Below are 25,321 nucleotides of genomic sequence, written 5' to 3'. Positions count from 1 at the left end.
CTCCCCGCCCACTCCATCCAGCCGAAGGAACATCTAGTGGCAGCCCCACTCGCCCGGCCGGCCAAGACCCCGGCGCCCCAGACCGCGCCGCCGCCCACGGGGCCCGCGGTCCCCGCCGGTCCGGCCGTTTCCGCCGGACCGGGAAAGTCGGGCGGTCCCGGCGCCCGACGCGGACAGCGTCGGGCGGTCGCCCTGTTCACGATCCCGTTCTTCGCCCTGTTCACCGCCGTCACGGTCCTGCCGATGCTCTACGCGGCCTGGATGAGCCTCTACCGCGAGGAGTCCTCCGGCCTGGGATTCGGCGGCACCGAGCGGGTCTTCGCCGGCTTGGGCAACTTCATTGAAGCCCTGGGCAACGAGGCGTTCCTCCGCTCGTTCGGCAACATCGCGCTCTACATCCCCGCCATGGTCGGCGGTGCGCTCATCCTGGCCCTGCTCGTCGACTCGACCATGGCGCGGGCCCGGCGCTTCTTCCAGATCGCCTACTTCCTGCCGCACGCGGTACCCGGCCTGATCGCGTCGCTGATCTGGCTCTACCTCTACACGCCGGGGCTCAGTCCGATCACCGAAGCCCTCGACGCGCTCGGCGCCCAGTGGAACTTCTTCGGCCAGGACGAGGCGATCTTCTCGGTCGTCAACATCTCCGCCTGGCAGTGGATCGGCTACAACATGGTCATCTTCTACGCGGGTCTCCAGGCTGTTCCCCGCGAGGTCCTGGAAGCGGCGACCGTCGACGGAGCCGGAGCCCTGCGCACCGCCCTCCAGGTCAAGATTCCGATGATCCGGTCCACCGTCGTCCTGACCCTGCTGTTCACGTGCGTCGGCGCCATCCAGCTCTTCGACGCCCCCAAACTCGTACAGCTGCGCGCCAACACCATGGGCGAGGACTGGTCGCCGACCATGTTCATCTACACCGCGGCCTTCAAGGGCCACGACTACGGCCTGGCCGCCGCGAGCTCCCTCCTGCTCGCCCTCGTCGCCGGTCTGCTGTCCTTCGTCGTCACCAAGCTCGGCAACCGGTGGAAGGCCTCATGAGCACCCAGACAGCCACCCCCGACGCACCGCCCACGCCGCCCCGTCGCGCCGGAGACCGCTCCGCCCCGCCGCCCGACCGCCGGGGCCGGGGGGTCACCTCCCGCGTCATGGTCAACGGCGTCCTCGCCGTCGTCGCCGTCTACACCCTGATGCCGCTGACCTGGCTCCTCATCGCCTCCACCAAGAGCTACCGGGACCTGTTCGCCACCAACCCGTTCAGCCTCGGCGACTTCCAGTTCCTGGCCAATCTGAACGCCCTCCTCGACTACAACGACGGGGTCTTCGTCCGCTGGCTGCTCAACAGCCTCCTGTACACCGTCGTCGCCTCCGGGCTCTCCACCCTCATCTCCGTGGCCTGCGGCTACGCCTTCGACAAGTACGCCTTCCGCGGCCGGGAGAGGTGGTTCGGGGTCGTCCTCGTCGGCGTCCTCATCCCTTCGACCGTCGTCCAGCTCCCCCTCTACCTCATGGCCTCCGAACTGGGCCTCGTCAACACCTACTGGGCCGTCCTGATCCCCAGTCTGGTGAACCCGTTCGGCGTCTACCTGGCCCGCGTCTTCTCCGAGGGGTACGTACCGGACGAGGTCCTGGAAGCGGCCCGGATGGACGGGGCGGGGGAGGTGCGGACCTTCACCCGGGTCGCCGTGCCGATGCTGGCACCCGGCTTCGTGACCATCTTCCTGTTCTCCTTCACCGCGAGCTGGAACAACTTCTACGGCGCGCTGATGATGCTCAACGACGACCGGCTCTACCCGGTCAACCTGGGCCTCTACATGTGGAACCAGAACGTCTACCAGCAGCCCGAGCTATACCCGCTGGTCATCATCGGCTCGCTCGTCGCCGTCGTCCCCCTGATCGTCGCCTTCCTCTGCCTCCAGCGCTTCTGGCGCTCGGGCCTCACCGCAGGAGCCGTCAAGTGAGCCACTCCGCCGCGCCCCAGCGGACCCGCCCCCGCACCGTCCTGGCGATGAGCGGCGAGACCCGCGCGGCGATCCTGGCGCCGGAAGCCCTGGACCGGCTCACCCGCGTCGCCGACCTCGTCCCCGGCCTCCTCGTCACCGACTTCGGCGCCGACGACCCCGCCCAGCGCACCGGGCTCCACGAGGCCGAGGTCCTGTTCACCGGCTGGGGCTGCCCGCCGCTCGGCCCGGCGGCCCTGAGCGCCATGCCCCGGCTGCGCGCGGTCGTCCACGCCGCCGGCTCCGTCAAGCACCACATCACCCAGGACGTCTGGGACCGGGGCATCGCCGTCAGCACCGCCGCCACGGCCAACGCCTTCCCGGTCGCCGAATACACGGTCGCGGCGATCCTCTTCGCCAACAAGCGGATCCTGGAGAGCGCCCGCGTCTACCGCGAGGCCCGCTCCCGGGTGGACCTCCTGAGGCGGTTCCCCGCCGTCGGCAACTACCGCCGCACCGTGGGCATCGTCGGCGCCTCCCGCATCGGACGCCGCGTCGTCGAACTGTTGCGCCCCTACGATCTGCGCGTCCTGGTCCACGATCCGTACCTGGACGAGGACGGGGCCCGGGCCCTGGGCGTGGAGCGCGTCACCCTCGACGTCCTGGCGGCACAGAGCGACGTCGTCAGCATCCACGCCCCCGAACTCCCGGCGACACGTCACCTGTTCGACACCGGGCGCCTCGCTCTCATGCGGGACGGGGCGACCCTCGTCAACACCGCACGCGGCTCCCTGGTGGACACCGACGCGCTCGTGAAGGAACTGGTCGCCGGGCGCCTGAACGCCGTGCTCGATCACACGGAGCCGGAAGTCCTGCCCGCCGACTCACCCCTCTACGACCTGCCGAACGTCCTTCTCACCCCGCACATCGCCGGGTCCCAGGGCGGCGAACTCCACCGACTCGCCGACGCCGCCGTCGACGAGCTCGAACGTTACGCACACGGTCTGCCGTTCGCCCACGCGGTGGACCCCCGCACCCTGCACCAGCAGGCCTGACCCGCACGCGTACCCGTACACCGTTCCTGTCCGCCGGGAGCGTCCGCCGGGGGACGCGCCCCGTCGGGTGTGCCCCCGGCGCAGCGTCACGCGGCGTACGCCCGACCCGGAGGCAGGACGGCGATCATCCGGGCCACGGTGCGGGCCATCGCGTCCCGGCCGTCCGCCAGATAGCGGCGCGGGTCCACGCTCCGGTCGTCCCGGGCCAGCCGCTCCCTTATCGCTCCGGTCATGGCGATGTTGAGCGCGGTACCGATGTTGACCTTGCGGATCCCGCCCGCCACTGCGCGGGCCAGTTCCTCGTCGGAGGCCCCGGACGAACCGTGCAGCACCAGAGGGACCGGCACGGCCTCCCGCAGCCTGCCCAGCAGACCGTGGTCGATGACGGCGTCCCGCGAGGTCATGGCGTGCGAGGTGCCGACCGCCACGGCCAGCGCGTCGACCCCGGTGGCCGCGACGAACGACCGTGCCTCGTCGGGGTCCGTACGGGCGCCGGGCGCATGGGCGTCGAGCGCCGGCTCCCCGTTCTTCCCGCCGACCTGCCCCAGCTCGGCCTCCAGCCACAGGCCCCGCTCGTGCGCCCATACGACGGCGGCGCGGGTGGCCGCCAGGTTCTCGGTGTACGGGAGCCGGGCGGCGTCGAACATCGCCGAACTGAAACCGCAGTCCGCCGCCCGGTGCAGCAGCTCGGTCGACTGCACATGATCGAGGTGCAGGGAGACGGGGACGGCCGCCTGGTCGGCCACCTCCGCCGCGGCGCGCGCGAGCGCACGCGGCCGGCCCCGGTGGTAGGCGACCGCGTTCTCGCTGATCTGCAGGATCACCGGCGATCCAGCCGCCTCCGCGCCCTCGGCGACGGCTTCCGCGTGTTCCAGGGTGATGACGTTGAACGCGGCGACCGCACGGTGCTGTGCGGCGGCCTCGGCGATCAGATCGCCGGTGGCGGCGATGGGCATGGCGACTCCGGGGTGAGGGACCGTCGGGCGGGAGGGTGCGGCCGGAGCCGTCAGACCGTGCTGCTGAGGATGACCGAGCGGGTGAGGTGGCGCGGCCGGTCCGGATCGAGACCACGGGCGTTCGCGATGGCCAGGGCCAGGCGCTGCACCCGGACCAGCTCCGCCAGCGGGTCGAGGCCGCCGGCCACCCACCGGGCGCCCGTCGCGTGCACCTCGTCCATCAGCCCGGACGGGGCCTCGCCGAGCATCCAGGTCGCGGTGGAGCGGGTGGAGATGCTGATCGGGCCGTGGCGGTACTCCATCGCCGGGTACGCCTCGGTCCAGGCCAGCGCCGCCTCGCGCATCTTCAACGCGGCCTCGTTGGCGAGCCCCACGCTCCATCCCTGCCCGAGGAAGGTGAACTGGCTGCACTCCACGAGGCCGGCGGGCAGTGGCTCGGCGAGCGCGACCTGGGCGTCCTCGACGACCGCGTCGGTGTGCAGGCCCAGATGGGCGCGGAGCAGGGTCAACGCCGAGGTGGCGAAGCGGGTCTGGACGACGGACTTCTCGTCGGCGAACTCGAGCACGATCGTGTCGTCGGCCATCGCCGCCATCGGGGTGTCGGGGTCGCCGATGACCACCGTGCGGCGGGTCGTGTCACCGATCTCCCCGAGGAGTCCGAGCACCTCGGTCGTGGTGCCGGAGCGGCTCAGCGCCACGACCCGGTCGTACGGCCGGCCGGCCGGGAACTCCGAAGCGGCGAAGGCGTCGGTCTCGCCCTGGCCGCTGCCCTCCCGGAGGGCCGCGTAGGCCTGGGCCATGAAGTACGACGTACCGCAGCCGACCACGGCGATGCGCTCGCCGGCCGCCGGAAGCCGGTGGGCGAGCCCGTCCGCCATGCCGGCGGCCACCTGCCAGCAGTCGGGCTGACTGGCCAGCTCCTGAGCCACGTGCGTCATCTGTGCTCCCTGTTCCGGCGGTCGATGCTCGAAGCTGCATATTAGGCAAGCATTTCAAGCAATATCAAGCAGACAGGGAGCAAGCTGCCGTGCGGTGCCCGGCCGATGGAGCGGTCGAGGGTTCCGAGGGACGCAAGGGGCGCGACACCGGGGCGAGGTCGGCCTCCCCGGCGTCGCGCACAGCCCTCACGCGCCCGCGAGCAGCGACTCCCACGCGGTCGCGGTGTCCGGGTGACGGGCTGTCAGCACCGCGCCGCCCGCCTCCGCCCGACCCACGCCGGGCGCGGCCCACGTGCCGTCGCAGCCGAGCAGCTCCGCGACCGCGTCGAGCGTCCCCGGGTGGGTGAAGAGCAGCGCGGCGCCACGGTTCCCGCCGCCGGCCGCCTTCGTCCCGCCGGGGATGGGCGCACCGGCTTCCGGCGCCTCGCGCCACGGCGGCACCCAGGCGTCCAGCGCCGCGAGCCGGGCCGGGAAGATCCGCCCCGCCTCACGGATCAACAGGGGAGCCAGGTCCGCCGCTCCGGCGCGCAGCGTGGTGATCAAAGTCGGCAGCCACGGCAGCAGCACCGGGTCCGGCAGCCGCCCGAACGCGTTCGACACGGCCTCCACCACCACGTCCGCGAGCCCCGGCACCGGCACCAACGCGTGCACGAAGCCGCTGAGATAGCGCGGATACGCGGGCACCACCATCGGGTTCGCCAGCAGCTCCCCGCAGCGCTCCCGCAGCTCGGCCCGGGACAGGGCGCCCAGCTGCACCTGCGCCGCCCACAGGAGCGCCGTCCGCTCCGGGTCCGTGGGACGCGACTGGGCGACGGCCAGCTCCAGCTGCGCCCGGTCGCAGCCCAGGGACAGCGCCAGGCCCTCCATGCTGAACAGGAAGCCCAGCATCGCCGCCACCTGTCCCGCGGCGACGTCCTCGTCGGTGAACGCCGTCGGCAGCAAGGTGCAGTAGTGCGCGTAACCGGCCTTGACGAACGACTCCACCCACGGCGGCAGGACCGGCCCGCCGGTCCGATAGTAGGCCAGCAGCCCCCGCACCCGACGCAGCACCTCCGGGGCCCCGTCCACGGTGCGTTCGGAGCTGAGGACCTCCAGGGCGCGGGTGCCCAGCTCGTCGGCGAGACGGCGGCTGCGGAGATACAGCGTCGCGTCCTCGACGGCGGCGAGGACGACCGCAGCCGTCGCCCGCGGCCCGTACGCGTCGCGGCGCAGCCGCTGCTCCAGGACCTGCTCGATGCTCACGCCCTCGTAACCGAGCTCGATCAGCGCCCGCTGATGGGTGCCCAGCGCCAGGTCCCACGACTCCTGGATCGAACGCTCGCCGAGCTTCCGCTCACCCATGATCGGCCGGGCCGCGCCGTGCGGCATCAGACGGCGGAGCATCCACAGCACGTCGGAGCACGCCCCGAGCTCCGGGTGGGAGCCCATGTCCAGCAGGGCACGCCGCACACCACGCTGCTGGAGCTTCAGTTCCAACGGGGCGAGCCGGTCGTGCACATCGCGGGCCAGCGGCGGCAGCGCGTCGTAGCCGACCCGCCCGATCCGGTCGCCGCCCATCATGATCTCGACGAGTCGGCGCACGTCCCGCCGGCCCGGCACCGAGTCCTTCTCGATGCAGGTGATCGCCGCGTCCTGGAAGTCGTACGGAGTGGGCTTGGCCCGGTCCCGCATCCCGGCGAGCAGGATCGATGTCTCGAACACCGCGATGGCGTCGGCGGTGGACGCCAGATAGCCGCCGCGCCGCGCCGCGCGCACGATGTCCACCGACCAGCCGAGCAGCTCGGCCTCGTCCAGGGTGTCGAGGACCGGCGGCCGGCGCAGAAACCCGGAGAGCCGGTCCGCGGCCGCTTCCGGCGGGGGAGCGGGGGCGGCGGGGGCGGCCTTCTTCGGTGTGCGGGGCTTCTTCGCCCCGTCCTGACCGGCCAGCCGGTACGGCTGCACCCGGGTGCGCTCGAGGTTCTTCGCCCACTGGGTCGCGGCGATCGACACCGACCCCGAGGCCAGGCCGAACTGTGCCTCGATCGCCGCGTGGCTGGACGGGATCAGCCCGTGCTGCCAGACGGTGGCGGAGCGCGGGGAGATCGGATACGACCCGCCGCCCGCCACCCCGAACTCCTCGACCCGGCTGGCCGCGTGGAAGGCGCCGCACACATACAGGCAGTCCTCCGGGTCCACCCCGCTCGACGCCAGGTGCTCGCGCATCCGGGTCCACATGTACCGCTCGCGGTCCTCGTCCACCCGGAGCCGTTCCCCGTCGCCGGGGGCGAGCCGCCGGAACAGGCTGCCGACGAGGAACATGACCTGGCGGTAGGCGGCGTGGTCGCTGTCGCCGAGCGGGATCTCGACGTACTGGTGCCACCACTCCGACCAGTGCCGCACCTTGCCGTGGCGGAGCAGATGCTCCTCCAGCTCCGCGAAGCGGGGCCGCAGGTCACCGATCTCCACGCCGACCGCCTCACCGTGCAGCGCCGCTTCGGGCTCCGGAGAGCCGTCCGCAGGGCCGGGCGCCCCTCGGGGGCGTGCTCGCCGTGCCGGCCGTCCCACTGGAAGACGTGGTCGGAGGACCGGTCGACGAGGACCAGCTCGACGCCCGGGGTGTCGAGGGCGTAGGCGATGGCCTGGTACTCAGCGGAGGCCTCGGTGATCGGGGCGACGACCGACAGCGGGGCCCACTCGGCGGGGAACCCGTCGATATCGCTCGCGAACGCCTGGACCGCCACCGGCAGGCGGCAGTTGCGCAGCTCGTCGAGGAGCGGAGCCATGTCCTCGCACAGCTCCAGATAGACGACCTTGGGCTGCTTCTCGCGCAGCCGACGGGCCATGGCGAGGGCGGAGGCGGGCGAGTGGTGGCAGACCGGGAAGATCTCCAACGGCTCGCGCACCGCCCGGTCGACGTCGTCGACCATGCCGAGGAGGATGCCCTCCAGCGCGTCGGGCCCGTCCGCGAAGGCGGTGGCGGCCTCGTGCAGCTGCCCGCGCAGCGCCGCGAACGACGTTTCCCCGGGGACGTTCGTGGGGGACCCGCTCATGACAGCGTGGCGATCGTGTCCCGGCCGCCGTCCAGGAACTCCGGCCATGAGCCGCCCTCCTCCTTGCTGCGCGGTTCGACGACGCCGTGCAGATACTTGTTGAAGATGGCCAGGTCCTCCGGATCCCGCCGGGCGAGCGAGCCGACCAGCGAGGAGGCGAGGGTCCGGGCCGTCAGCGTGCTCTCGCCGAAGAAGTTGCTGTGCAGGACGGCGTCCTCCAGCACGCCGATCTGCTCCGCCGTCGACAGCGCGGACTCCAGCTTCTCGTCATCGCTGCCCGCGGCGGCGGCCGAGGCTCGCAGATCGGCGAAGCTCTGGAGAAGGATGTCGAGCAGTGTCGGCGGCACGTCCAGGTCGATCGCGTGGCGGCGCAGCAGCTCCTCCGTGCGGAAGCGGACGATCTCCGCCTCGCTCTTCCTGTTCGTCACGACCGGGATGCGGACGAAGTTGAAGCGGCGCTTCAACGCGGACGACAAGTCGTTGACGCCCCGGTCGCGGCTGTTGGCGGTCGCGATGATGGAGAAGCCCGGCTGGGCGAAGACGATGTTGTCGCCCGCGTCCGTACCGTCGCTCCGCAGCTCGGGAACGGAGATGTACTTCTCCGAGAGAATCGAGATGAGCGCGTCCTGCACGTCGCTGGTGGAACGGGTCAGTTCCTCGAAGCGGCCGATGGCGCCCGTCTCCATCGCGGTCATGATCGGCGACGGGATCATCGACTCACGCGACTGCCCCTTGGCGATGACCATGGACACGTTCCACGAGTACTTGATGTGGTCCTCGGTCGTTCCGGCCGTACCCTGCACCACCAACGTGGAGTTGCGGGAGATCGCGGCGGACAGCAGCTCCGCCAGCCAGCTCTTGCCGGTGCCGGGGTCACCGATCAGCAGCAGACCGCGGTCCGATGCGAGAGTGACGATCGAGCGCTCGACGAAGCTGCGGTCGCCGAACCACTTCTGTGAGATCTCGCGGTCCAGGCCGTCGGCGCGCTCGGACCCCAGGATGAACAGCCGGACCATCTTCGGGGACAGCCGCCAGGAGAACGGCTTGGGGCTGTCGTCGATCGACTCCAGCCAGTCGAGCTCCTCCGCGTACTTGGTCTCGGCGGGGGCGCGCAACACGTCGGACATCAGAAGGCCTTTCTGAACGGGCGGGAGAGGGTGGGAGGACAAGCGGGAGAGGCGGCGGGCGGGAGATCGGCACCGCCCCGCAGGGCCTCAGGTCAGGAACGTCTTCAGCTCGTGCACGAGCTTGTTCACATGCCCGGAGACCACGGGCGTGCCCAAAGCCTTGAACCGCTCCCGGAACCAGGGATTGACCTCCTGCCGTCCGGAGCTGGTCACCGAGCCGACGGGGATGAACCTCACCCCGGAACGGTGGACGGCCTCGATGCCCTCGAACAGCGGCTGGGAGCGGTCGAACTCGTAGAAGTCCGAGATCCAGACCATGACGGTGTTCTTCGGCTCGGCTATCTTCGGGCGGGCCATCGCCATCGCGACGGGGCCGTCGTTCCCACCGCCGAGATTCGTGCGCAGCAGTACGTCGAACGGGTCGTGCACCCACGGCGTGAGGTCGATCGAGCGGGTGTCGTAGGCGATGAGGTGGACGTCCACCTTCGGCAGCCCGGCGAAGATGGAGGCGAGGACGGTGCAGTTCACCATCGAGTCGACCATGGAGCCGGACTGGTCCACCACGACGATCAGCCGCTGCGGCGTCGTCCTGCGGACGGTGTGCCGGTAGTAGAGGCGATCGACGTAGAGCCGCTCCTCCTCCGGGCTCCAGTTGGTTAGGTTCTTCCAGATCGTGCGGTCCAGGTCGAGATTGCGGAAGACACGCTTGGGCGGCACCGAACGGTCCAGCTCGCCGACGGAAGCCTTCTCCACCTGCGTACGCAGCACCTCGGCCACCTCGTCGACGTAACGGCGGATCAGGGACTTGGCGTTGGCGAGGGCCACACCCGAAAGATTGCCCTTGTCCCGCAGCAGCTGTTCGATCAGCGACATGCTGGGCGTCAGCCGCGCGGCCAGCGCGGGGTCGGCCAGCACCTCCCGCAGCCGCATGCGCCCCACGAGATCCGCCTCGATCGCCGCCAGCTCGGGCCCGAGGCCGCCGGCGTCCAGGCCCGCGCCCGCCGCCCGCCCGCCGCGAAGCCCACCGGGCGGGCTGCCCAGCGCACGCTCCAGCCAGCCCGCGTCGGACTGCCAGCGCGTCAGCTGCTCAGCGGTCACCGTGCTCGAACCGGTCGCGAAGACATTGAGCAGCACCTTCGAAACCAGTGCGGCACGCCGTACCTCCGCCGCCCGGTCGCGGTCGCCGGCCGCGTCGTCGTCCGGTGTCATCAGACCGTCGAACTCGGCGGCCAGCTCCGGATGGCGTTGTACGACGGAGTCGAGCGACGCCCCGGGATCCAGCAGCGCGGACGGCAGCCCGATGTCCTCGACCACTCCCAGGCTCGCCGACTCCAGGGCGGGCTGCTCCTCCCCGTCGAAAAGCCGGGCCAGGAGTCGCCAGTACAGCACCTGACGGCGGTTGTCGTGCGGGTCGGGACCGGCGGGGGACGGGTCGGGCGTGGCGGCGGCGGGCGGCTGCCCGGTGGGCTCCTCGGTCATTTCCGCAACAGCCTTCCCGCGCGCTCGCGCAGCACGGCGACGGCGTCGGTGGCGGCCTTCTCCGCCCGGACACCGGCCTTGTCGGTGGTACCGCCCGCCCACGCCCCGGCGTGGACGGCGACGGTCTTCTTCCGCACGGTCGCCTCGACCGCGAGCGGCTGGAGGAGGAACTCCCCGGCATCCCAGCGCAGCAGCCCGACACAGGAGTGGGAGGCCGCGACCGCCTCGGGTGTCAGTGGACCGGCGGCGGGCGCCCGGTCGGTGTCGACGGCCAGAGGCCACCCCGCCAGATCGAACACGAGCCGGTCCTCCTCGCTCCGGGCGGCGTACCCCTCCAGCAGCACCGGTACGGCGATCCGGACAGGATGCCGGTCCAGCGGGTCGACGCGGGCGGCGATCGCGGTGGACAGCACCACGCGCGCGGTGGCGAAGGCGTCGGCGGGCTCACCCGGGCGGGCGCGCTCGTCGTCCCAGAGCAGATCCCCCTCGGGGGTCACCGGCATGGCGTCCAGCTCCACCGAGCGGCCCTCGCTCACGGCGCCGAGCAAGGACATGCGGGGGCGCAACAGCTGCCACAGACCCGCCCCGACGACCGTGTCGGGCTTGGGCGCCGACACTCCGGCGCGCACCAGACGGGGCGCGCCTCCGTCCGCCGGTTCGAACACGGCGTGGACCTGGGCCTGTACGGCCGTCGCGTGCTCCTGCACATCGACACCGAGCGGCAACAGGCGACCGGACACCGGCGTGACAGAACGCTCCCCGGCGGAGCCGGGCACCGTCAACAGCAGGGCGCGTGACCACAGGTCGGCCCAGCGGCGCACCGGCACGCGCTCCAGGGTCGCCCCCGGGCAGGACGCCGCGAGCTCGGCGGCGAACCCGTCGAGCAGCGTCGCCCGACGACGCAGGCCCGGATCGGGCAGCATCGCGGAGACCACCGGCGCGACCCCGGCGACCAGCTCGTGGTCGATGCCCCGCCAGCCGCCGCGCGCGAGGTCGCACAGCCAACTACGGGCCGCCGCGAGGAGGTTCGTCCCGGTGTCCGCCGCGGCGGCCACCGGCCCGGATCCCTCCGCGCCGTCCTCGGCGCTGGGCCGGTCGACGGCCTCGTCGATCCGCTGCGTCAGGGCGTCGTGCACGGAGCCGAGCAGCGCGCAGCGGGCGGCGGCGAGCGCCACGAAGTGATCTTCGGCGGCCCCGGCCGCCGCCCGGCCGGCCGCCTCCGCGACCCGCGCGGCCAGCGGGGTCCCGGCGACGGCGTCGGCGAGCCCGGCAACCGCCGCGGCCTGGGCGGGGCCCGGCCGCAGCAGACCTGCCACCAGCGCCTCGTCGAAGGCGTCCACGGCGGCGAGCGCCTCGTCGAGCCCCTCGACCGGATCGGACAACAGGTCGCCACGCATCAGGCCACCGCCCGCGTCGGCGGGAACCACTGCATCTCGGGCAACGGCGCGGTGACCGCGTCCAGTTCGAGATAGGCCAGCTGTCGCAGGAACCGGCTGAACACCTGGGCGGCTGACGAGGAGTCGCCCTGCACCGGCCGGGCCGCGGTCATGGCGGCGGTGAGGGACCGCGCGTCGGGCTCCCCGTCCGGGGTCTCCACCGCGAGGTAGCGGGCGACGCGCTCCGCACCGTACTGCAGCACCGCCTCGCCGACGAGCGCCTGGATGTGCTTGCAGAACATGCCGCGCGCCCCGCCGCAGGGCCGGTTGTTGTTGGTGCTGCAGGCGAACGCGTACGTCCGGGCCGCCACGGACGACACGTACACCCGACCGATGTCCGACCCGCTGGAGACGACTCCCTGCAACCGCCCGTCGGCCAGTTCGACGAACGGCACCTTGGCCAGCTTCCGTGGGCGCGCGGGCGGCATCACCCGCGCCGTACTCGACTTCTCCCAGAGCGACAACGCGCCAACTCCCATGCATGCGAAAGGGGACGTCCACACCACCGCGGCGGGACATGAACGAACTTAATCCCGACCACTGACAACGCGTCCGACGGGCCGCGACGTCCTGCGTCCGACACCCGGCACGGGGAAAGGGTCATGAACTCCAAGGGCGTCGCGTGAACATCTCCGGGTCGACGGTGCGGGTGAGCAGGTGGAGGGGCGCGGCGTGGATGCCGGTCGCCTCCGCCGCTTCCCAGTAGGCCAGTCCGGTGGCCGCGTCGACCGGACCGTGGACGAGCGGCACGTCGGCACCCGAGGCGTGGAGCAGGGACTCCAGTCGGCAGGACGCGATGGTGTCCGGCACCATCGGCCGCGCGAGGTATCCGGCCACCGCGGCGGCCGGGAGGCCCTCGGCCACCTGCCGTTCCGCGGGGCCGGCGCTCAGCAGCCCGCCGCCCACGACCAGGACGTCCTTCGCCCGTTCCATGCGGCCGATGGCCCGGGACGTGTCGAAGCAGTGCGGGAACGAGTCGTCGACCACCGTCGTGCCCGGCGCCAGACGGTCGATGTCCAGGAGTGCGCCGCCCCCGCTGACCGCCGCGACGATCAGGCGGGCGTCGTACACGGCGTTGGGCAGACCGGCATCCGACTCGACCGCCTCGACGCACTCGACGAGACGGCGTTGAAGGAGGTTCTCGGCCAGCTCCTTCAGCCGTGGCCCGCTGCCCGGTACGTCACAGAGCAGCAGCCGGGCGGGCGGCTGCTGGGCCCGGGTGAGCAGCAACTCCAGCGAGGAGGAGCCGATCGAGCCGAGCCCCACGAACGCGACGGTGAGAGAGCCCAGTCGCTGCCCCGTCGCGTCGAGAGCCGCGTGCACGGTCCTGACGACGGACACGACGGTCGCCGCGTGACCGGTGGTGACGGCGGGGCCGGCGGCGTTGGTGGTGACGGCTCCGGTCGTGCCGACGGCCCTCAGCACGTCGAAGCCGTAACCCGTGAGCGAGGGGATCATGCCCGCCAGGGACACCGCCCGCGCACCGAGCGACGAGGCGAGCTCCACCCCTCGCCTGGTGTGCCCGAGCAGATCGTCGCCGGGGGCGAGTTCGTCGGCGAACAGCGGGACGCACACGAAGCCCGAACGGCCCAGCGGCGTCCTCAGCGTCTCCAGAAGCCGTGGCAGCCCGTCCGGAAACAGCAGGGCCCGCAGCTGCTCGCGCGCCAGCGCCGCCTGTGGCAGTCCCGCCAGTCGGGCGAGGCCGGCAGGGGACGGCAGATAGCCGATGAGCGCGGCATCCATCCGCGGGTCCCGGCCGGGGCCGCCCGGGGTGCCGAGGCGGCCGGCATCGCGCACGGTCGAGGCCGTCGCATGCGCCAGACCGTCGCGCACCGCGTCCGTGAACGCGGCCAGCGTCTCCGGGGTGAACGCCGTCGCCGCCGCCCGGACGGTGATCCGCAGCCGCCCCCCTTCCGGACCGGCCGCCAGGAACACGTCCGTACCGGCCGGCGGCGGTGTGAACACGCTGTCGCCGCCCTCCCGGGCGACCGTCAGCGTCCTGCCGCTCTCCGGACCCAGGGCGGAGAAGTCCAGATAGGTGAAGAAGAACTGCGAGGCCATGGGCAGGCCGTTGGACAGCGGCGGCACGGCCCCCTCGTATGCTCGCGCCTCGGCGGCCTCGGTGGCGACGCGCCGGAGATCGTCCTCGAAACCCGCGCTGTCGGACCGCCCCGACGCCGGACCCGCCGGTCGCAGGGGAACCGCCGTGGCGAAGGGACCGAACACCCGGTGTGCGTCGGGCAGGGAGCGGTCCCGGCCGCTCACCGCCATACCGAGCACCAGATCCGCCCGGCCCGTGACGGAGACGAGGGCCCGGTAGTAGGCGGTGAGCACCGGGGCGTGGAGGGTGGACCCGCTGCGCGCGGCGAGCCCGCGCAGCGCCTCCACCCGGCCGGCGTCGACCGTGAAGCCGCGGGTGTGGAAGAGCGGGCCGGCGGCGTTGCCCGCAGGCGTGCCGGTGGTGGTCGCACCGGCCGCGAGCAGAGGCGGCCGGTAGGGCGCGCTCAGCCGCTCCCACCGGTCCTCGCCGGTCGGGGCGTCCGGCCGAAGCGACGCGGCCCGGGTGGCGGAGTCTCTGTCGACGGTGGTATCGGGGGCCGTTGCCGGGGGTGTTGCTGGGGCGGCGTCCGTGCGCGCCGCGAGCTGGAGCGCGTGGTCGCGGAAGGTGCTGCGCGGCGGGGCCGGGGCCGCTTCTTCGCCGCTGGACAGTGCGTCGTACACGGCCGTCAGCTCCCGTACCAGGAGTGCGGCGCTGTAGCCGTCGCCGATGATGTGGTGGGCGTGGGCGACCAGGACGTGCTCGTCGGGAGCGAGCGTGAGCACCCGCAGGCGCAGCAGGGGCCAGGCCCAGGGTTCGAAACGGCGCGCCCGTTCGGCGGTGACCCGCTCCTCCACCTGATCCGGGTCGGTGAGGACCTCGAAGTCGACCGGCAGACGCAGTGAGGACGGAAGCTCCTGCTGGACGGCCGGGCGCGCCCCGGCGGGGAAGACGGTACGGAGCATGTGGTGGCGCCCGACGAGCGTGTCCACCGCGGCCTGGAAGCGAGCGGTGTCGAGGCGGCCGTGCAGACGCAGCCGTGTGAGCCAGGCCGATGTGGTGCCCGGGGCGAGGGCTTCGGCCAGCAGGAAGCCCCGCTGGGTGGGTGTCAGCGGGAAGGGCGGGGGAACGACGGCCGGATCGAGCGTCCCCGGACGGTCGCCCCGTGGATGGTGTTCCCGGACCGACGGGTCCGCCGAGGTGCCGACGGCCTCGACGGCCGGGTCGGTGGCGTCGGCAGGGACGCTCCCGGAGCCCGCCGCGGTATCGACGGTGAGGCCGATGGCGGGGTCCGCCGCGGCGTCCACTCCCGGCGCGACGGAGGTGTCCCGTGCGGCGTCCACCGCGGCGGCGAGGGACGCGAGTGTGCGGTTGCGGTAGATGACGGTCGGCCGGGGGAGCGGGCCGCCCTGCTTCTCCAGTCGGGCGAACACTTCCAGCACAAGCAGGGAGTCGCCGCCCAGGACGAAGAAGTCGTCCTCGCGGGACACGTTCTCGGCCTGGAGCAGAGCGGTCCAGACGGCGGCCAGCCGGACTTCGGTGGGAGTGCGGGGCGGCGTACGGACGTCGCCCGTACGCGCGCCGATGCCGGTGTCCGTGACCGCCCCGGGCGGTTCGGTCGCTTCTTTGAGTGCCGGAAGCCCACGCCGGTCGATCTTGCCCGTGCTGGTGAGCGGCATCCTGCCGACGCGGGTGATCCGGGACGGAAGCATGTACGCGGGCAGTGACTCCGCGAGATGGAGCCGCAGCGCCACGGCGTCCGCTCCGGCAGATCCGGGCCCCGGTGTCACGAAGGCGGTGAGGCGTCCGTCCTCGGCGAGGACGACGGCGTGGGTGACGTCCGGGTGGGTCTGGAGCATCGCCTCGATCTCGCCCGGCTCGACCCGGTTGCCACGGATCTTCACCTGGTCGTCCAGCCGCCCCAGAAATTCCAGGACGCCCTCCTCGGTCCACCGCACCCGGTCGCCACTGCGGTACCAGCGGCGACCGTGCCGGACCGTGAACGCGGCCTCGGTGAGGGCCGGTTCGCCGAGGTAGCCCGGGGTGAGGCCGACTCCGGAGATGAGGAGCTCACCGGCCTCGCCGCGCCGCGCGGGCTCCCCGTCCGGGCCGACGACCTCCACCTCCGTGCCCGAGACGGGGCGGCCGATGGGCAGCCGCCGCACCTGGTCGCCGGGCCGGGCCCGGATGATGTGGCAGCTCGTGTTGATCGTGGCCTCGGTCGGGCCGTACAGGTTGGCGATGCGCTGGCCGTCGCCGAAGAGGTCGAACCAGCGGCGTACATGGGCGGGTGACAGGGCCTCGCCGCCGACATGGATCCACCGGAGCGCGGACAGGTCCGGCGGCGGCGCGCCGTTGCGTACGCGTTCCTCGGCAGCGCTCAGGAGCTGTTCCCAGAGCGTGGGAACGGAGCTCCACACGGTGATGCGACCGCGTACGACGTGGGACAGCAGCCGGTCGGGATCGCGCAGCAGGTCCCAGGCCACCGTGACCACGGTGGCGCCGACGAGCAGTGGGGCGAGGAGCTGGCGGACGGACGCGTCGAAGCAGGGCGACGCGGTCTGGGCGAGCCGGTCGTGCTCGTCGTACCCGAAAGTGCCGATCGCCCAGTCGAGGTAGTTCTCCATCGACCGGTGGGTGATGGGCACGGCCTTGGGCTGGCCGGTGGATCCGGAAGTGAAGATCACGTAGGCGATGTCGTCGGCGTCGACCGGTCCGTCGGGGGTGGGGAGTCCGTCCGGGGACAGGAGGGGGTCTGCGGCGGGTCCGGGGACCGCCGAGCCCCGGTACGGCTGCGCCGAAGCGTCGACGTGCACCAGGGCGACGTCGCCGAGCGCTTCCCCCACCGCCCGGGTGGCGGCGTGGCAGAGCACCGTACGGGCGCCCGAGCGCGTGAGCTGGTCCGTCAGCCGCGCGGTCGGGTGGCCGGCGTCCAGCGGAACCCAGCCCGCCCCGGCGCGCAGGGCCGCGACGACCGAGACGACGGTGTCGGCGCCGGGTTCGGTGAGGAGCCCGACGAGGCTTCCGGGGGTGACGCCGCGGGCCAGGAGAGAGGCCGCGAGTGCGTGGGAGTCACGGTCGAGTTCGGCGTACGTCAGGGTGGCGGCGCCGGTGTCGACGGCGACCGCGTCCGGGGCGGCCCGGAACCGCTCGACCAGCCGACGCACGAGCGTGGCGGATCCGGATCCGGATCCGGTGCTCATGCCGGTGCCGGTGCCGTGGACCGGCATGGGCTCCGTGACCGCCGGGCGGCCGGGCCGAGGCTCGACGAGCGCGGCCAACTCGTCGTGGAAGTCCCGGTCCAGGCGTGCCACCGTCGCCGGGTCGAAGAGCCGGACGGGGAAGTTCCACGAGAAGCGCAGGACCGCCTCGTCCTGCCAGCACAGCAGGCTCAGGCGGGTCGCGGCGGTGGCGGTGCCGGCCGCCGTCGGCCGCACGCTCACCGGGCAACGCCCGTCGAGAGCGGCGGGGAAGCGCGAGAAACTGAAGCCGGCCGGGCTCACCGTCCGGGGGCCGGCCCCCGACGGGTCCGCCGGCAGCAGCCGTGCCAGGTCCAGGCCGGTGAGGCTCGCGTGCTGCTCGCTCTCCAGCCAGATCCCCGCCAGCCGCTCGGCCAGGGCCCCCACCGACTCGTCCGGGTCCGTCACGCACAGCAGGGGCAGGGTGTCGGCGAGAGGTCCCACGAGCCGGTCCAGGCCCGTCACGCGGTCGTCCCGCCGGGCGCGGGCGACGTTCACCGCGATCTCCCGCTGCCCGCTCCACCGGGCCAGACAGCGCGCGTGCACGGCGAGCAGCAGATGGAAGAGGCTCACCCCATGATCGGCTGCCCGCTGCTCCAACGCGGCGGTCGGCACCGGGGCGAGGGCGCTCTGGTGCGTGGTCATCGGCGCCGCCGGCAGGGCGCACGGATCACCGTCGTAGGGCAGTCGCAGGGGTTCGCCCCGGGAGGCAAGCCGCCCCGACCAGTACAGCCGGTCGGCGGTGAGGGCCCTCATGCCGTCCGTGGAGGACCGCCCATCGGCGGTGGCGGCCGCGTACCGCGCGAAGTCGGTGCCGAGCGGGGGCAGCGTCGGTGCGCGCCCGTCGGCGAGGGCGGTGTAGAGCGACCAGAGTTCTCCGGCGAGGACGTTGAGGCTGTACCCGTCGCCGGCCGCGTGGTGGATCACCAGCACCAGATGGGAGAGCTCAGAGCTTTCCCGGGCGAGGAGCGCACGCACGGGAGGCTCGGCCGAGAGGTCGAACGGCCGGTTGCACAACGCCGTTTCGAGATCCTCGATTCGGCCGGTCAGCTCGCGGACCTCGTACCAGGCGGACAGCGCGGCGGCCGGCGCGACGTACTGCCCCGGTGTCGTCGAGCCGATCCCGCCTCCGATCCCGTGATCGATGTTTTGGGTGCTTCCGGTGCTTCCGGTGCCTCCGGTGCTTTCGATCCGGATCCGGAGCATGGTGTGCCGGTCGGCGAGCGCGGCGAGTGCCCGGCCCAGGAGCCGGGTGTTCAGGGGCCCTCGGACGGTCTGGCGGACGTAACCGTGAGCCGGGACGTCCGGGTAAAGCCGACTGCTGGTGTGCAGGGCCAGTTGGACGGGAGTGAGCGGGAAGGTGACCCCGTCCGGCACGGGAGCAGGGGTGGACGAGGGGGAGAAGGCGCGGGAGGAGCCGGTCGGCGGTTCGGGGGAGGGCGCGGTGTCGAGGTGGGCGGCCAGTTCGGCGACCGTGCGGTACTCGAAGAAGAGCGTGGCGGGCAGCGGCCTGCCCAGCTCCCGTTCGAGCTGCCTGACGAGGTCGACGGCGGCGAGCGAGTCGAGGCCGAGGGCGAGGAACGGCTCGTCGTCAGGGACCCCGGCGGCAGGCAGACGCAGCGCCGAGGCAAGCAGCCGCCGGAGCAACGCCGCGGTATCGCTGCGGGTATCGGTAAGGGGCCTGGTTCCCGCCCGCGTACCGCTGTTCACACGGGTGCGGGGTGGCCGGGCCGAGGTGGGCGGTTCCGCCACGGATTCCGTGGAGGGGCCGGTTCCCGTGGCTGACGCCGAAGCGGTCGGGTCCACCCTGACCGCGGGTCCCGGGGACGGCGTCAGGTCGGCGAGCAGCAGCTGCGCCGCGTCGACGCCGCACGCCGTGCGGAGTGCCGCCAGCGCGGGCTGGAGGGCGAGGGGGCCGCCCCCGGCGCTCGGTACGGCGGCGGCCCCACCTCCTGCCCCGGTTCCGAGGGCCGCCGCCATGCCCGTACCGGCGAGTGCAGCGAGGTTCACCGACTGCCAGGGTCTGCCCGCGTGCCGTTCCGACGCGGCGAACGCGTCGAGGAAGGCGTTGGCGGCGGCGTAGTCGCCCAGCGCTCCCGCCAGTCCGGGCAGCACGGCGCTGACGGAGGAGAACGCGACACGGACCGCCGGGTCCAGCCCGTGCCGGCGCAGGGCCAGCGAGAGCAGCAGGCTGCCCCGGGTCTTGGCGGCCAGGGCCTCCGCCGTCTCTCCCGCACGCCGGTCACGCAGGGTGCCGGGTCGCACGGTCCCGGCGGCGTGGAAGAGCCCGTCGAGATGGGGGAGTCCGGCGAGGAGCGCGTCGACGTCCTGCTCCACCGAGACGTCCGCCACGCGGTAATGCACGGTGGCGCCCAGCGAGCGCAGTTCCTCGGCCAGCCCCACGGGCGGGCGGGGAGAGCGCCCGGCGAGCACGAGGGTGGGGCGACCCCGGCCGGCGAGGTCCCGGGCGAGCGCGGCGCCGATCCCGCCGCCGCCCCCGGTGATGAGGTAGGTGCCGTCGGGCGGCAGCGGTGACCGCGTCACCCCCGCGGGTGCGGCGGCGCCGCTCGGCAGCGGTGCCCAACCGCGGGTGAGCCTGCGCCCGGCGCGCCAGGCGACGGTGGCGACCCTGCCCGGGCGGCTGCCGTCCGCCGACGTCAGTTCGGCGAGTTCGGCCAGCACGGCGGCCAGCCGCTGGGACGGGGTGTCCAGCGAGCAGAGGTCGAGGGCGGTGGCCGAAGCGCCCGGAGTCTCCTGCGGCAGCGCCAGCAGCAGCCCGCCGAGGACGGCATGGGCAGGCCGCGGCCTTTCCCGTACGGCCCCCGTGGCGTGGACGTCCTCGGTCAGCACGAGCAGGCGGTCCGCGCCTGCCTCGTCGAACCGCGCGAGGGCCTCACCGAAGGCGGCCAGCGCGGTGTCCTGGGCCCGGCCGAGCGCGTCCGCGGTGTCCTGGCCGGGAGCGGGACCCGTCGCCAGGACCACGGCATCCGGCGGCCCGTCGCCCCTTTCGTGCATCCGGACGCCCTGGGCGGAGAGCTGCGAGGCGAGCCCGGCGACGTACGCGGAGTCGGGGCCTGTCAGCAGCACCGAACGCACGGCTGCCGCCGCCTGCCCGGGCAGCGCGGCGTCCTCCCACAGGACCCGGTGCAGCAGCGGGTTCGCGGGCGGACCGGCCCAGTACCGGCGGCGCTGGAAGGGATAGGTGGGCAGCGGAATTCCTCGGTGTTCCGCGTCGAGCGCCGTGCGGTCCAGCGGCACGCCGTGCGACCACAGGCGGCCGATGGTTCCCAGCAGGGCCCCGCGCCCGCCGTGCCGGTCATCGGCGAGCCGTTCCGCATCCGTGCCGCGGCCGTCGGAACGTCCCGGCAGGGCGCACATCACCGTCGTCGTACCACCGGAGGCGCCGGGGGCGTCACTGGTTTCGGATGTTCCGGATGATTCGAATGTTCCGAACGCTCCGGATGTTCCGGAAGCTTCGGGCCCTCCCGCGCCTGCCGCCCGGGCGTCGGCCGCGTACACCTCCGTCGCCGCGCGGACCGCGCCCGAAAGCGTCGCGCCGTGGCCGACCTCCAGGAACGTGTCGTACCCCTCCCGGGCCAGGCGTTCCACGGCCGCCCCGAACAGCACGGGACGCTCCGCGTGCTCACGCAGGTACCCGGGGTCCAGGACCGGCTGCCACTCGACGGTGACGGTGCTCATGAGGGGGACGGACGGGAGCTGCGGGGCCAACGCGCGGGCCGCGTCGGCGATCCGGTCCGCCACCGGCCGCATCAGCGGCGAGTGGAAGGCGCGGGAGACCCGCAGGCGACGGGTGGGGACACCCAGGGCTTCGAGGCCGGCGGCGGCGCGCTCCACCGCACGGACGCCCCCGGAGAGGACCTGGAGCCCGGGACCGTTGTACGCGGCCACGGCGAGCGCCCCGTCGGACTCCGCCACCGCCGCGGCGACGGCCTCCTCACCCCCGCGGACGGCGATCATGACCCCGGGATCGGTGAACGCGCCCATGAGACGGCCGCGTTCGGCCGCGAACCGCACCGCCTCCCGGAGGGTCAGCATCCCGCTGACGCAGGCGGCGGTGATCTCCCCGACACTGTGTCCGGCGACCGCGTCGGGCTCCACGCCCCAGGCCCGCAACTGGCGGGCGAGCGCCACCCCGGAGGCGACGAGGAGTGGCTGCGCCCGCTCCGTCGCGGCCTGGGCGGCGGGGTCCGTCTCCGGATCGAGCGCCCAGTCCAGCAGGGACCGCCCGCTCACGGGCCCGAGGAGAGCGGACGCCTCGTCGAACGTCTCCCGGAACACCTGCGCCGTCCGGTACAGCGCCCGGTCCTGGCCGGGGAACCGCGAGCCCTGCCCGGGGAACAGGAAGACCACACGCGGCCGGGAACGGACGAGGCTCCCGACCCGCCCGCCTGCTGGTCCCGTCGCGGCGGCGGCGATGGCGGCGAGCCGCTCCCGCAGATCACCGTCGGCGACGACGGCGAGCCGGTGGGGTCCCTCGTCCCGGGACGTGCTCGCGGTGCGGCAGACATCGCCCTCGCGTAGCCGCGGACGGCTTTCCAGATGGGTGGCGAGCCGGGTCACCGCGTCCCGCAGCGCGCCCGGACTGCGGGCCGACAGGGTCAGCAAGTGAGGCCCGTCGACCGCGACTTCCCGCGCGACACGAGGAAGAGGCGAGCCCGGGGCAGCCGGGGGCGGCGGGGGCGGGGCCTGCTCGAGAACGGCATGGGCGTTGGTGCCGCCGAAACCGAACGCGTTGATCCCCGCGACGAGGGGCCCGACGGACGACGTCCAGTCCCGGGCCTCGGTCACCACGGAGAAGCCCGCGGGGGCGAGGCCCGGCGAGGCCGGGGCATGGTGCAGCGACGGCGGCAGCCTACGGTGGCCCAGGGCCAGTACGACCTTCACCAGCGCGGGAAGTGCGGCGGCGTTCAGCAGATGCCCGATGTTGGTCTTCACCGAGCCGACCAACCGCGGTTCGCCGTCGGCGCGTTCGGGAAACGCGTGGGCCAGCGAACGCAGCTCGATCGGATCCCCCACGGCCGTGCCGGTGCCGTGGGCCTCCACGTAGGTCACCGAGGCGGGCTCGACCCCCGCCGCCTCGTACGCCCGGGTGATGACCTCGCGCTGCCGCAGCGGGTTGGGCGCCATGAGGCTCATCGACCGGCCGTCGTTGTTGACGGCCGTGCCCCGGACCACCGCGAGCACTTGATCGTCCGCGAGGCGGGCGGCGTCGAGCCGCGTCAGGACGATGGCCGCGCCTCCCTCGCCGGGCACGAAACCGTCGGCGTCGGTGCTGAAGGCGCGGCCGCGCCCGGTGGGGGACAGGGCCCCCGCTTCTTCCAGCAGCCTGTGCGGGGTCGAGGTCAGGTGGAGGTTGACCCCGCCGACGACGGCAAGGTCGCACTCGCCGTCCAGGAGGCTGCGCCGGGCCAGGTGCAGAGCCACCAGCCCCGACGAGCAGGCGGTGTCCACGGCGAGAGCGGGACCGTCGAGGTCGAGGCTCTGCGAGACCCGGGCGGCGACGAGGGCGGGCAGGTTCCCGGTGAGCGCGGCGGGCAGCGGGGAGCCGCCGGCCGTGGCCCGCTCCAGGACCTCCCGGTAGCCGCTGTCCCCGACCGCCGCGAACACACCGATCCTGCGACCGTTCCGTCGGGGCCCCGCGTAGCCGGCGCGTTCGAGTGCCTCGTGCGCGAGTTCCAGGAAGAGCCGGGCCTGCGGGTCGAGTGCGCGTGCCTCGTCCTCGCCGATGCCGAAGTAGCTGGCGTCGAACCCGGCCGGGTCCTCCAGCAGCGCGGCCCATCGCTTCCGGGGAGCTGCCGGAGCTGCCGAACCTGCCGGAGCCGCCGACGTCGTCGGCCGGCCCCCCGAGGGGTCCTCCCGGCCGTCGTCCCATCGTCCACGCGGTACGGGAGCGACGGCGTCGTGCCCGTCGACCAGCAGGTCCCAGAAGGCCTCGGGGGTGTCGGCGCCGGGGAACCGGCACGCCATCCCGATGACGGCCGCAGCGGTGGCGGCGGCGTCGGTGGCGTCGGTGAGGAGGGGGAGTGCCGGGGCCGGCCCGGCGGCTGATCCTCCGGTCCGCTGTGCGGCGCGCTCCGCGGCGTCCGCGGCGTCCGCACCGTCCGCGTCGGACGCGTCGGACGGCCCCGGACCGGGCGCCACCGTCAGAAGGTGACCGGCCAGCGCGTCCACCGTGCCGTGGTCGCGGATGACCACCGGCGGCAGCGTCACACCAAAGGCGTCCTCCAGCGCCACCAGCACCTCCATGGCCTTGAGCGACGTCCCTCCGAGGCTCCCGAACGGCTCGTGCGCCCCGATCGAATCGGCGGGCCGGCCCAGCACCCGGCCCCACGCCTGCCGCACGACCTGGACGGTCTCCGCGCGGGCGCGGGGCGCCTTCGCGTGGGGTGCGGCCGCAGGCCGGGGCTCTCCGGGCAGAACGCCACCAGCGCCGTCACCGGTCCCGAACGCGCCCTCCTCGAAACGCTCCCGCAGCCGCCGACGTTGCAGCTTGCCGCTCGTCGTCCGGGGGAACGCGCCCGGCGGCAGGGCCAGCACCCGCACATCGTCATGGAGCAGGGCCTCGCGCACCCGGGCCGCGACGCGTTCGAGTACGTCCGCCGCCTCGCGCGCGGGCCGTGCCCAGGGGACGAACACCACGACGCGCTCCGCACCGGTGACCGGGTCGGTCGACCCGACCACCGCCGGGGCGCCGGGAGGCAGCCCGGGAGTCGTGGCCGCGACCTCCTCCATGTCCGTGGCGTGGAACGTGCGGCCGTTGAGGAACAGCACGTCCTTGTGCCGGCCCGTGACGCACAGCCGGCCGTCCCGCAGGAACCCGAGATCACCGGTGCGGAGCCACCCCCCGGCGAACACCTCCGCGCTCGCGTCGGGAAGACCGTGGTAGCCACGGGCGAGCTGGGGACCGCTCACCATGATGTGCCCGGTCCGCCGGTCCCCGAGGACGGTGCCCGCGTCGTCGACGACGCGCACGGCGCAGCCCGACACCGGCAGCCCGACGTCCATCAACTCGACGGCCCCTTCGCCCGGTTCGGCGTCCACCGCCACTCCACGGCTCAACGACGCCCGGTCCAGGACCAGGGGCACGGCCACCTCCCCCGGCGGCGGGAAGGTCACCGCCAGCGTCGCCTCCGCCAGGCCGTAGACCGGCTGGGCCGCCGCCGGGTCCAGCCCCGACGGCCGGGTCCTGTCGGCGAAGGCACGCCACACCGCGGGCGCGATCGGCTCCGCCCCGACCAGGATCAGCCGCACGGCCGAGAGGTCCAGCCGGGCCAGGACCTCCTCGGGAACACGGCGTACGGCCAGCGCCAGGGCGAAGTTGGCGGCGGACAGCACCGTGGCCCGGTGCCGGGCCGCCACCTCGAACCACAGGCGGGGGCGTTTGGCGAACGACAGCGGACCGATCTTGACCTGGCGGGCCCGGGCGGCCAGCGGAGCGAGGTGGGTGCCGATGAGCCCCATGTCGTGGAAGTACGGCATCCAGCTGACCACCACGTCGTCGGGGCCCAGCGCCGAGGCGGCCCGTATCTGCTCCAGGTTGGCCAGCACCGCGCCATGTGTCACCTCGACCCCCTTGGGGGCGCCGGTGCTTCCCGAGGAGAACTGCACGAAAGCGACGTCGTCGAGCCCGGCGGTGGAGATCTCCCGCAGTACCGGTCCTTGCCGCAGGACATCGAGGGTCAGGGTGCGAACGGTGTCGGGGAGTTCACCGGACAGCGACGCGGTCGAGGCGTCCACGACGACGGGCGGCCGCCCCAGGTGCTCCCAGACCGGGAGCACCCGACGGGCGTCCGGCGCCAGCGGAACCGGAACGAGGCCGGCCGCCACCGCACCCCAGAACATCGGCTGGAAGTCCTCGCTGCGGTCGGCAAGCAACGGCACACAGGTCCCTGGCGCCACCCCCGCCTCCCGGAAGCCCCCCGCCACACGGAGGGATGCGTCCAGGAGTTCGCGCAGGCTGACCGTCAGCTCGCCACCGTCGCCGCGCACATGCACGACGACCTGCCCGGGAGCCTCGCGGACCGCGTCCAGTAGTACATCCAGCAGTGTCATGTCGTGTTCCACCGGTC

The 25,321-nt window shown here is 73.4% G+C and carries 10 protein-coding genes and 1 pseudogene; 3 read left to right on the top strand and 8 right to left on the bottom strand.

The features are described from left to right. The first annotated feature begins 36 nt into the window (after positions 1-36). The 3 genes from AC3CH1_RS00515 to AC3CH1_RS00505 are packed head-to-tail and all read left to right on the top strand — an operon-like array spanning position 37 to position 2,989. A complete protein-coding gene (locus AC3CH1_RS00515) occupies positions 37-1,035 on the top strand; it encodes a carbohydrate ABC transporter permease (protein WP_488461005.1) in 999 nt (332 codons plus the stop codon). Further along, on the top strand, positions 1,032-1,955 hold the full coding sequence (locus AC3CH1_RS00510) for a carbohydrate ABC transporter permease (RefSeq protein WP_488461004.1): 924 nt from the start codon (positions 1,032-1,034) through the stop codon (positions 1,953-1,955). The genes AC3CH1_RS00515 and AC3CH1_RS00510 overlap by 4 nt, the downstream gene beginning before the upstream one ends. Further along, a complete protein-coding gene (locus tag AC3CH1_RS00505) occupies positions 1,952-2,989 on the top strand; it encodes a hydroxyacid dehydrogenase (RefSeq protein ID WP_488461003.1) in 1,038 nt (345 codons plus the stop codon). Before AC3CH1_RS00510 ends, AC3CH1_RS00505 begins: the two co-directional genes overlap by 4 nt. 86 nt (positions 2,990-3,075) lie before the next feature. On the opposite strand, the gene AC3CH1_RS00500 is transcribed toward AC3CH1_RS00505, so the two are convergent. The 8 genes and pseudogenes from AC3CH1_RS00500 to AC3CH1_RS00465 form a co-directional block, all read right to left on the bottom strand. After that, the gene (locus AC3CH1_RS00500; protein ID WP_488461002.1) at positions 3,076-3,945 is read right to left on the bottom strand and encodes a class II fructose-bisphosphate aldolase; all 870 of its coding nucleotides are present in this window, start codon (positions 3,943-3,945) and stop codon (positions 3,076-3,078) included. Between the two features lie 50 nt (positions 3,946-3,995). Further along, entirely contained in the window at positions 3,996-4,883 is an 888-nt protein-coding gene (locus AC3CH1_RS00495) for an SIS domain-containing protein (protein ID WP_488461001.1), read from the bottom strand. 186 nt (positions 4,884-5,069) lie between these two features. Further along, positions 5,070-7,912: pseudogene (locus AC3CH1_RS00490) on the bottom strand (DUF5682 family protein). Beyond that, positions 7,909-9,039 carry an ATP-binding protein gene (locus AC3CH1_RS00485; protein ID WP_488461000.1) on the bottom strand — a complete coding sequence of 377 codons (1,131 nt, stop codon included), beginning with the start codon at positions 9,037-9,039 and terminating at the stop codon, positions 7,909-7,911. Before AC3CH1_RS00485 ends, AC3CH1_RS00490 begins: the two are co-directional and overlap by 4 nt. Positions 9,040-9,126: 87 nt before the next feature. After that, a complete protein-coding gene (locus AC3CH1_RS00480; RefSeq protein ID WP_488460999.1) occupies positions 9,127-10,518 on the bottom strand; it encodes a VWA domain-containing protein in 1,392 nt (463 codons plus the stop codon). Beyond that, positions 10,515-11,915, bottom strand: coding sequence for a hypothetical protein (locus tag AC3CH1_RS00475; RefSeq protein WP_488460998.1), 1,401 nt, complete (start codon positions 11,913-11,915; stop codon positions 10,515-10,517). The genes AC3CH1_RS00480 and AC3CH1_RS00475 overlap by 4 nt, the downstream gene beginning before the upstream one ends. Beyond that, positions 11,915-12,418 (bottom strand): hypothetical protein, encoded by a 504-nt coding sequence (locus AC3CH1_RS00470; protein WP_488460997.1) that lies wholly within the window; start codon positions 12,416-12,418, stop codon positions 11,915-11,917. The genes AC3CH1_RS00475 and AC3CH1_RS00470 overlap by 1 nt, the downstream gene beginning before the upstream one ends. A 136-nt stretch (positions 12,419-12,554) precedes the next feature. Then, positions 12,555-25,316 carry an amino acid adenylation domain-containing protein gene (locus tag AC3CH1_RS00465; RefSeq protein ID WP_488460996.1) on the bottom strand — a complete coding sequence of 4,254 codons (12,762 nt, stop codon included), beginning with the start codon at positions 25,314-25,316 and terminating at the stop codon, positions 12,555-12,557. Positions 25,317-25,321 lie beyond the last annotated feature (5 nt).

The sequence above is a fragment of the Streptomyces sp. MGP-P1 genome, from assembly GCF_057766565.1.
Note: the sequence above shows the minus strand (reverse complement) of the source record. Positions and strands in the feature narration are given on the sequence as shown.

Bases quoted from the DNA above. Each gene is read 5' to 3' on its own strand.
- AC3CH1_RS00485 (WP_488461000.1), bottom strand. From the start codon at position 9,039: ATGTCCGACGTGTTGCGCGCCCCCGCCGAGACCAAGTACGCGGAGGAG.
- AC3CH1_RS00510 (WP_488461004.1), top strand. From the start codon at position 1,032: ATGAGCACCCAGACAGCCACCCCCGACGCACCGCCCACGCCGCCCCGT.
- AC3CH1_RS00475 (WP_488460998.1), bottom strand. From the start codon at position 11,915: ATGCGTGGCGACCTGTTGTCCGATCCGGTCGAGGGGCTCGACGAGGCG.
- AC3CH1_RS00480 (WP_488460999.1), bottom strand. From the start codon at position 10,518: ATGACCGAGGAGCCCACCGGGCAGCCGCCCGCCGCCGCCACGCCCGAC.
- AC3CH1_RS00495 (WP_488461001.1), bottom strand. From the start codon at position 4,883: ATGACGCACGTGGCTCAGGAGCTGGCCAGTCAGCCCGACTGCTGGCAG.
- AC3CH1_RS00500 (WP_488461002.1), bottom strand. From the start codon at position 3,945: ATGCCCATCGCCGCCACCGGCGATCTGATCGCCGAGGCCGCCGCACAG.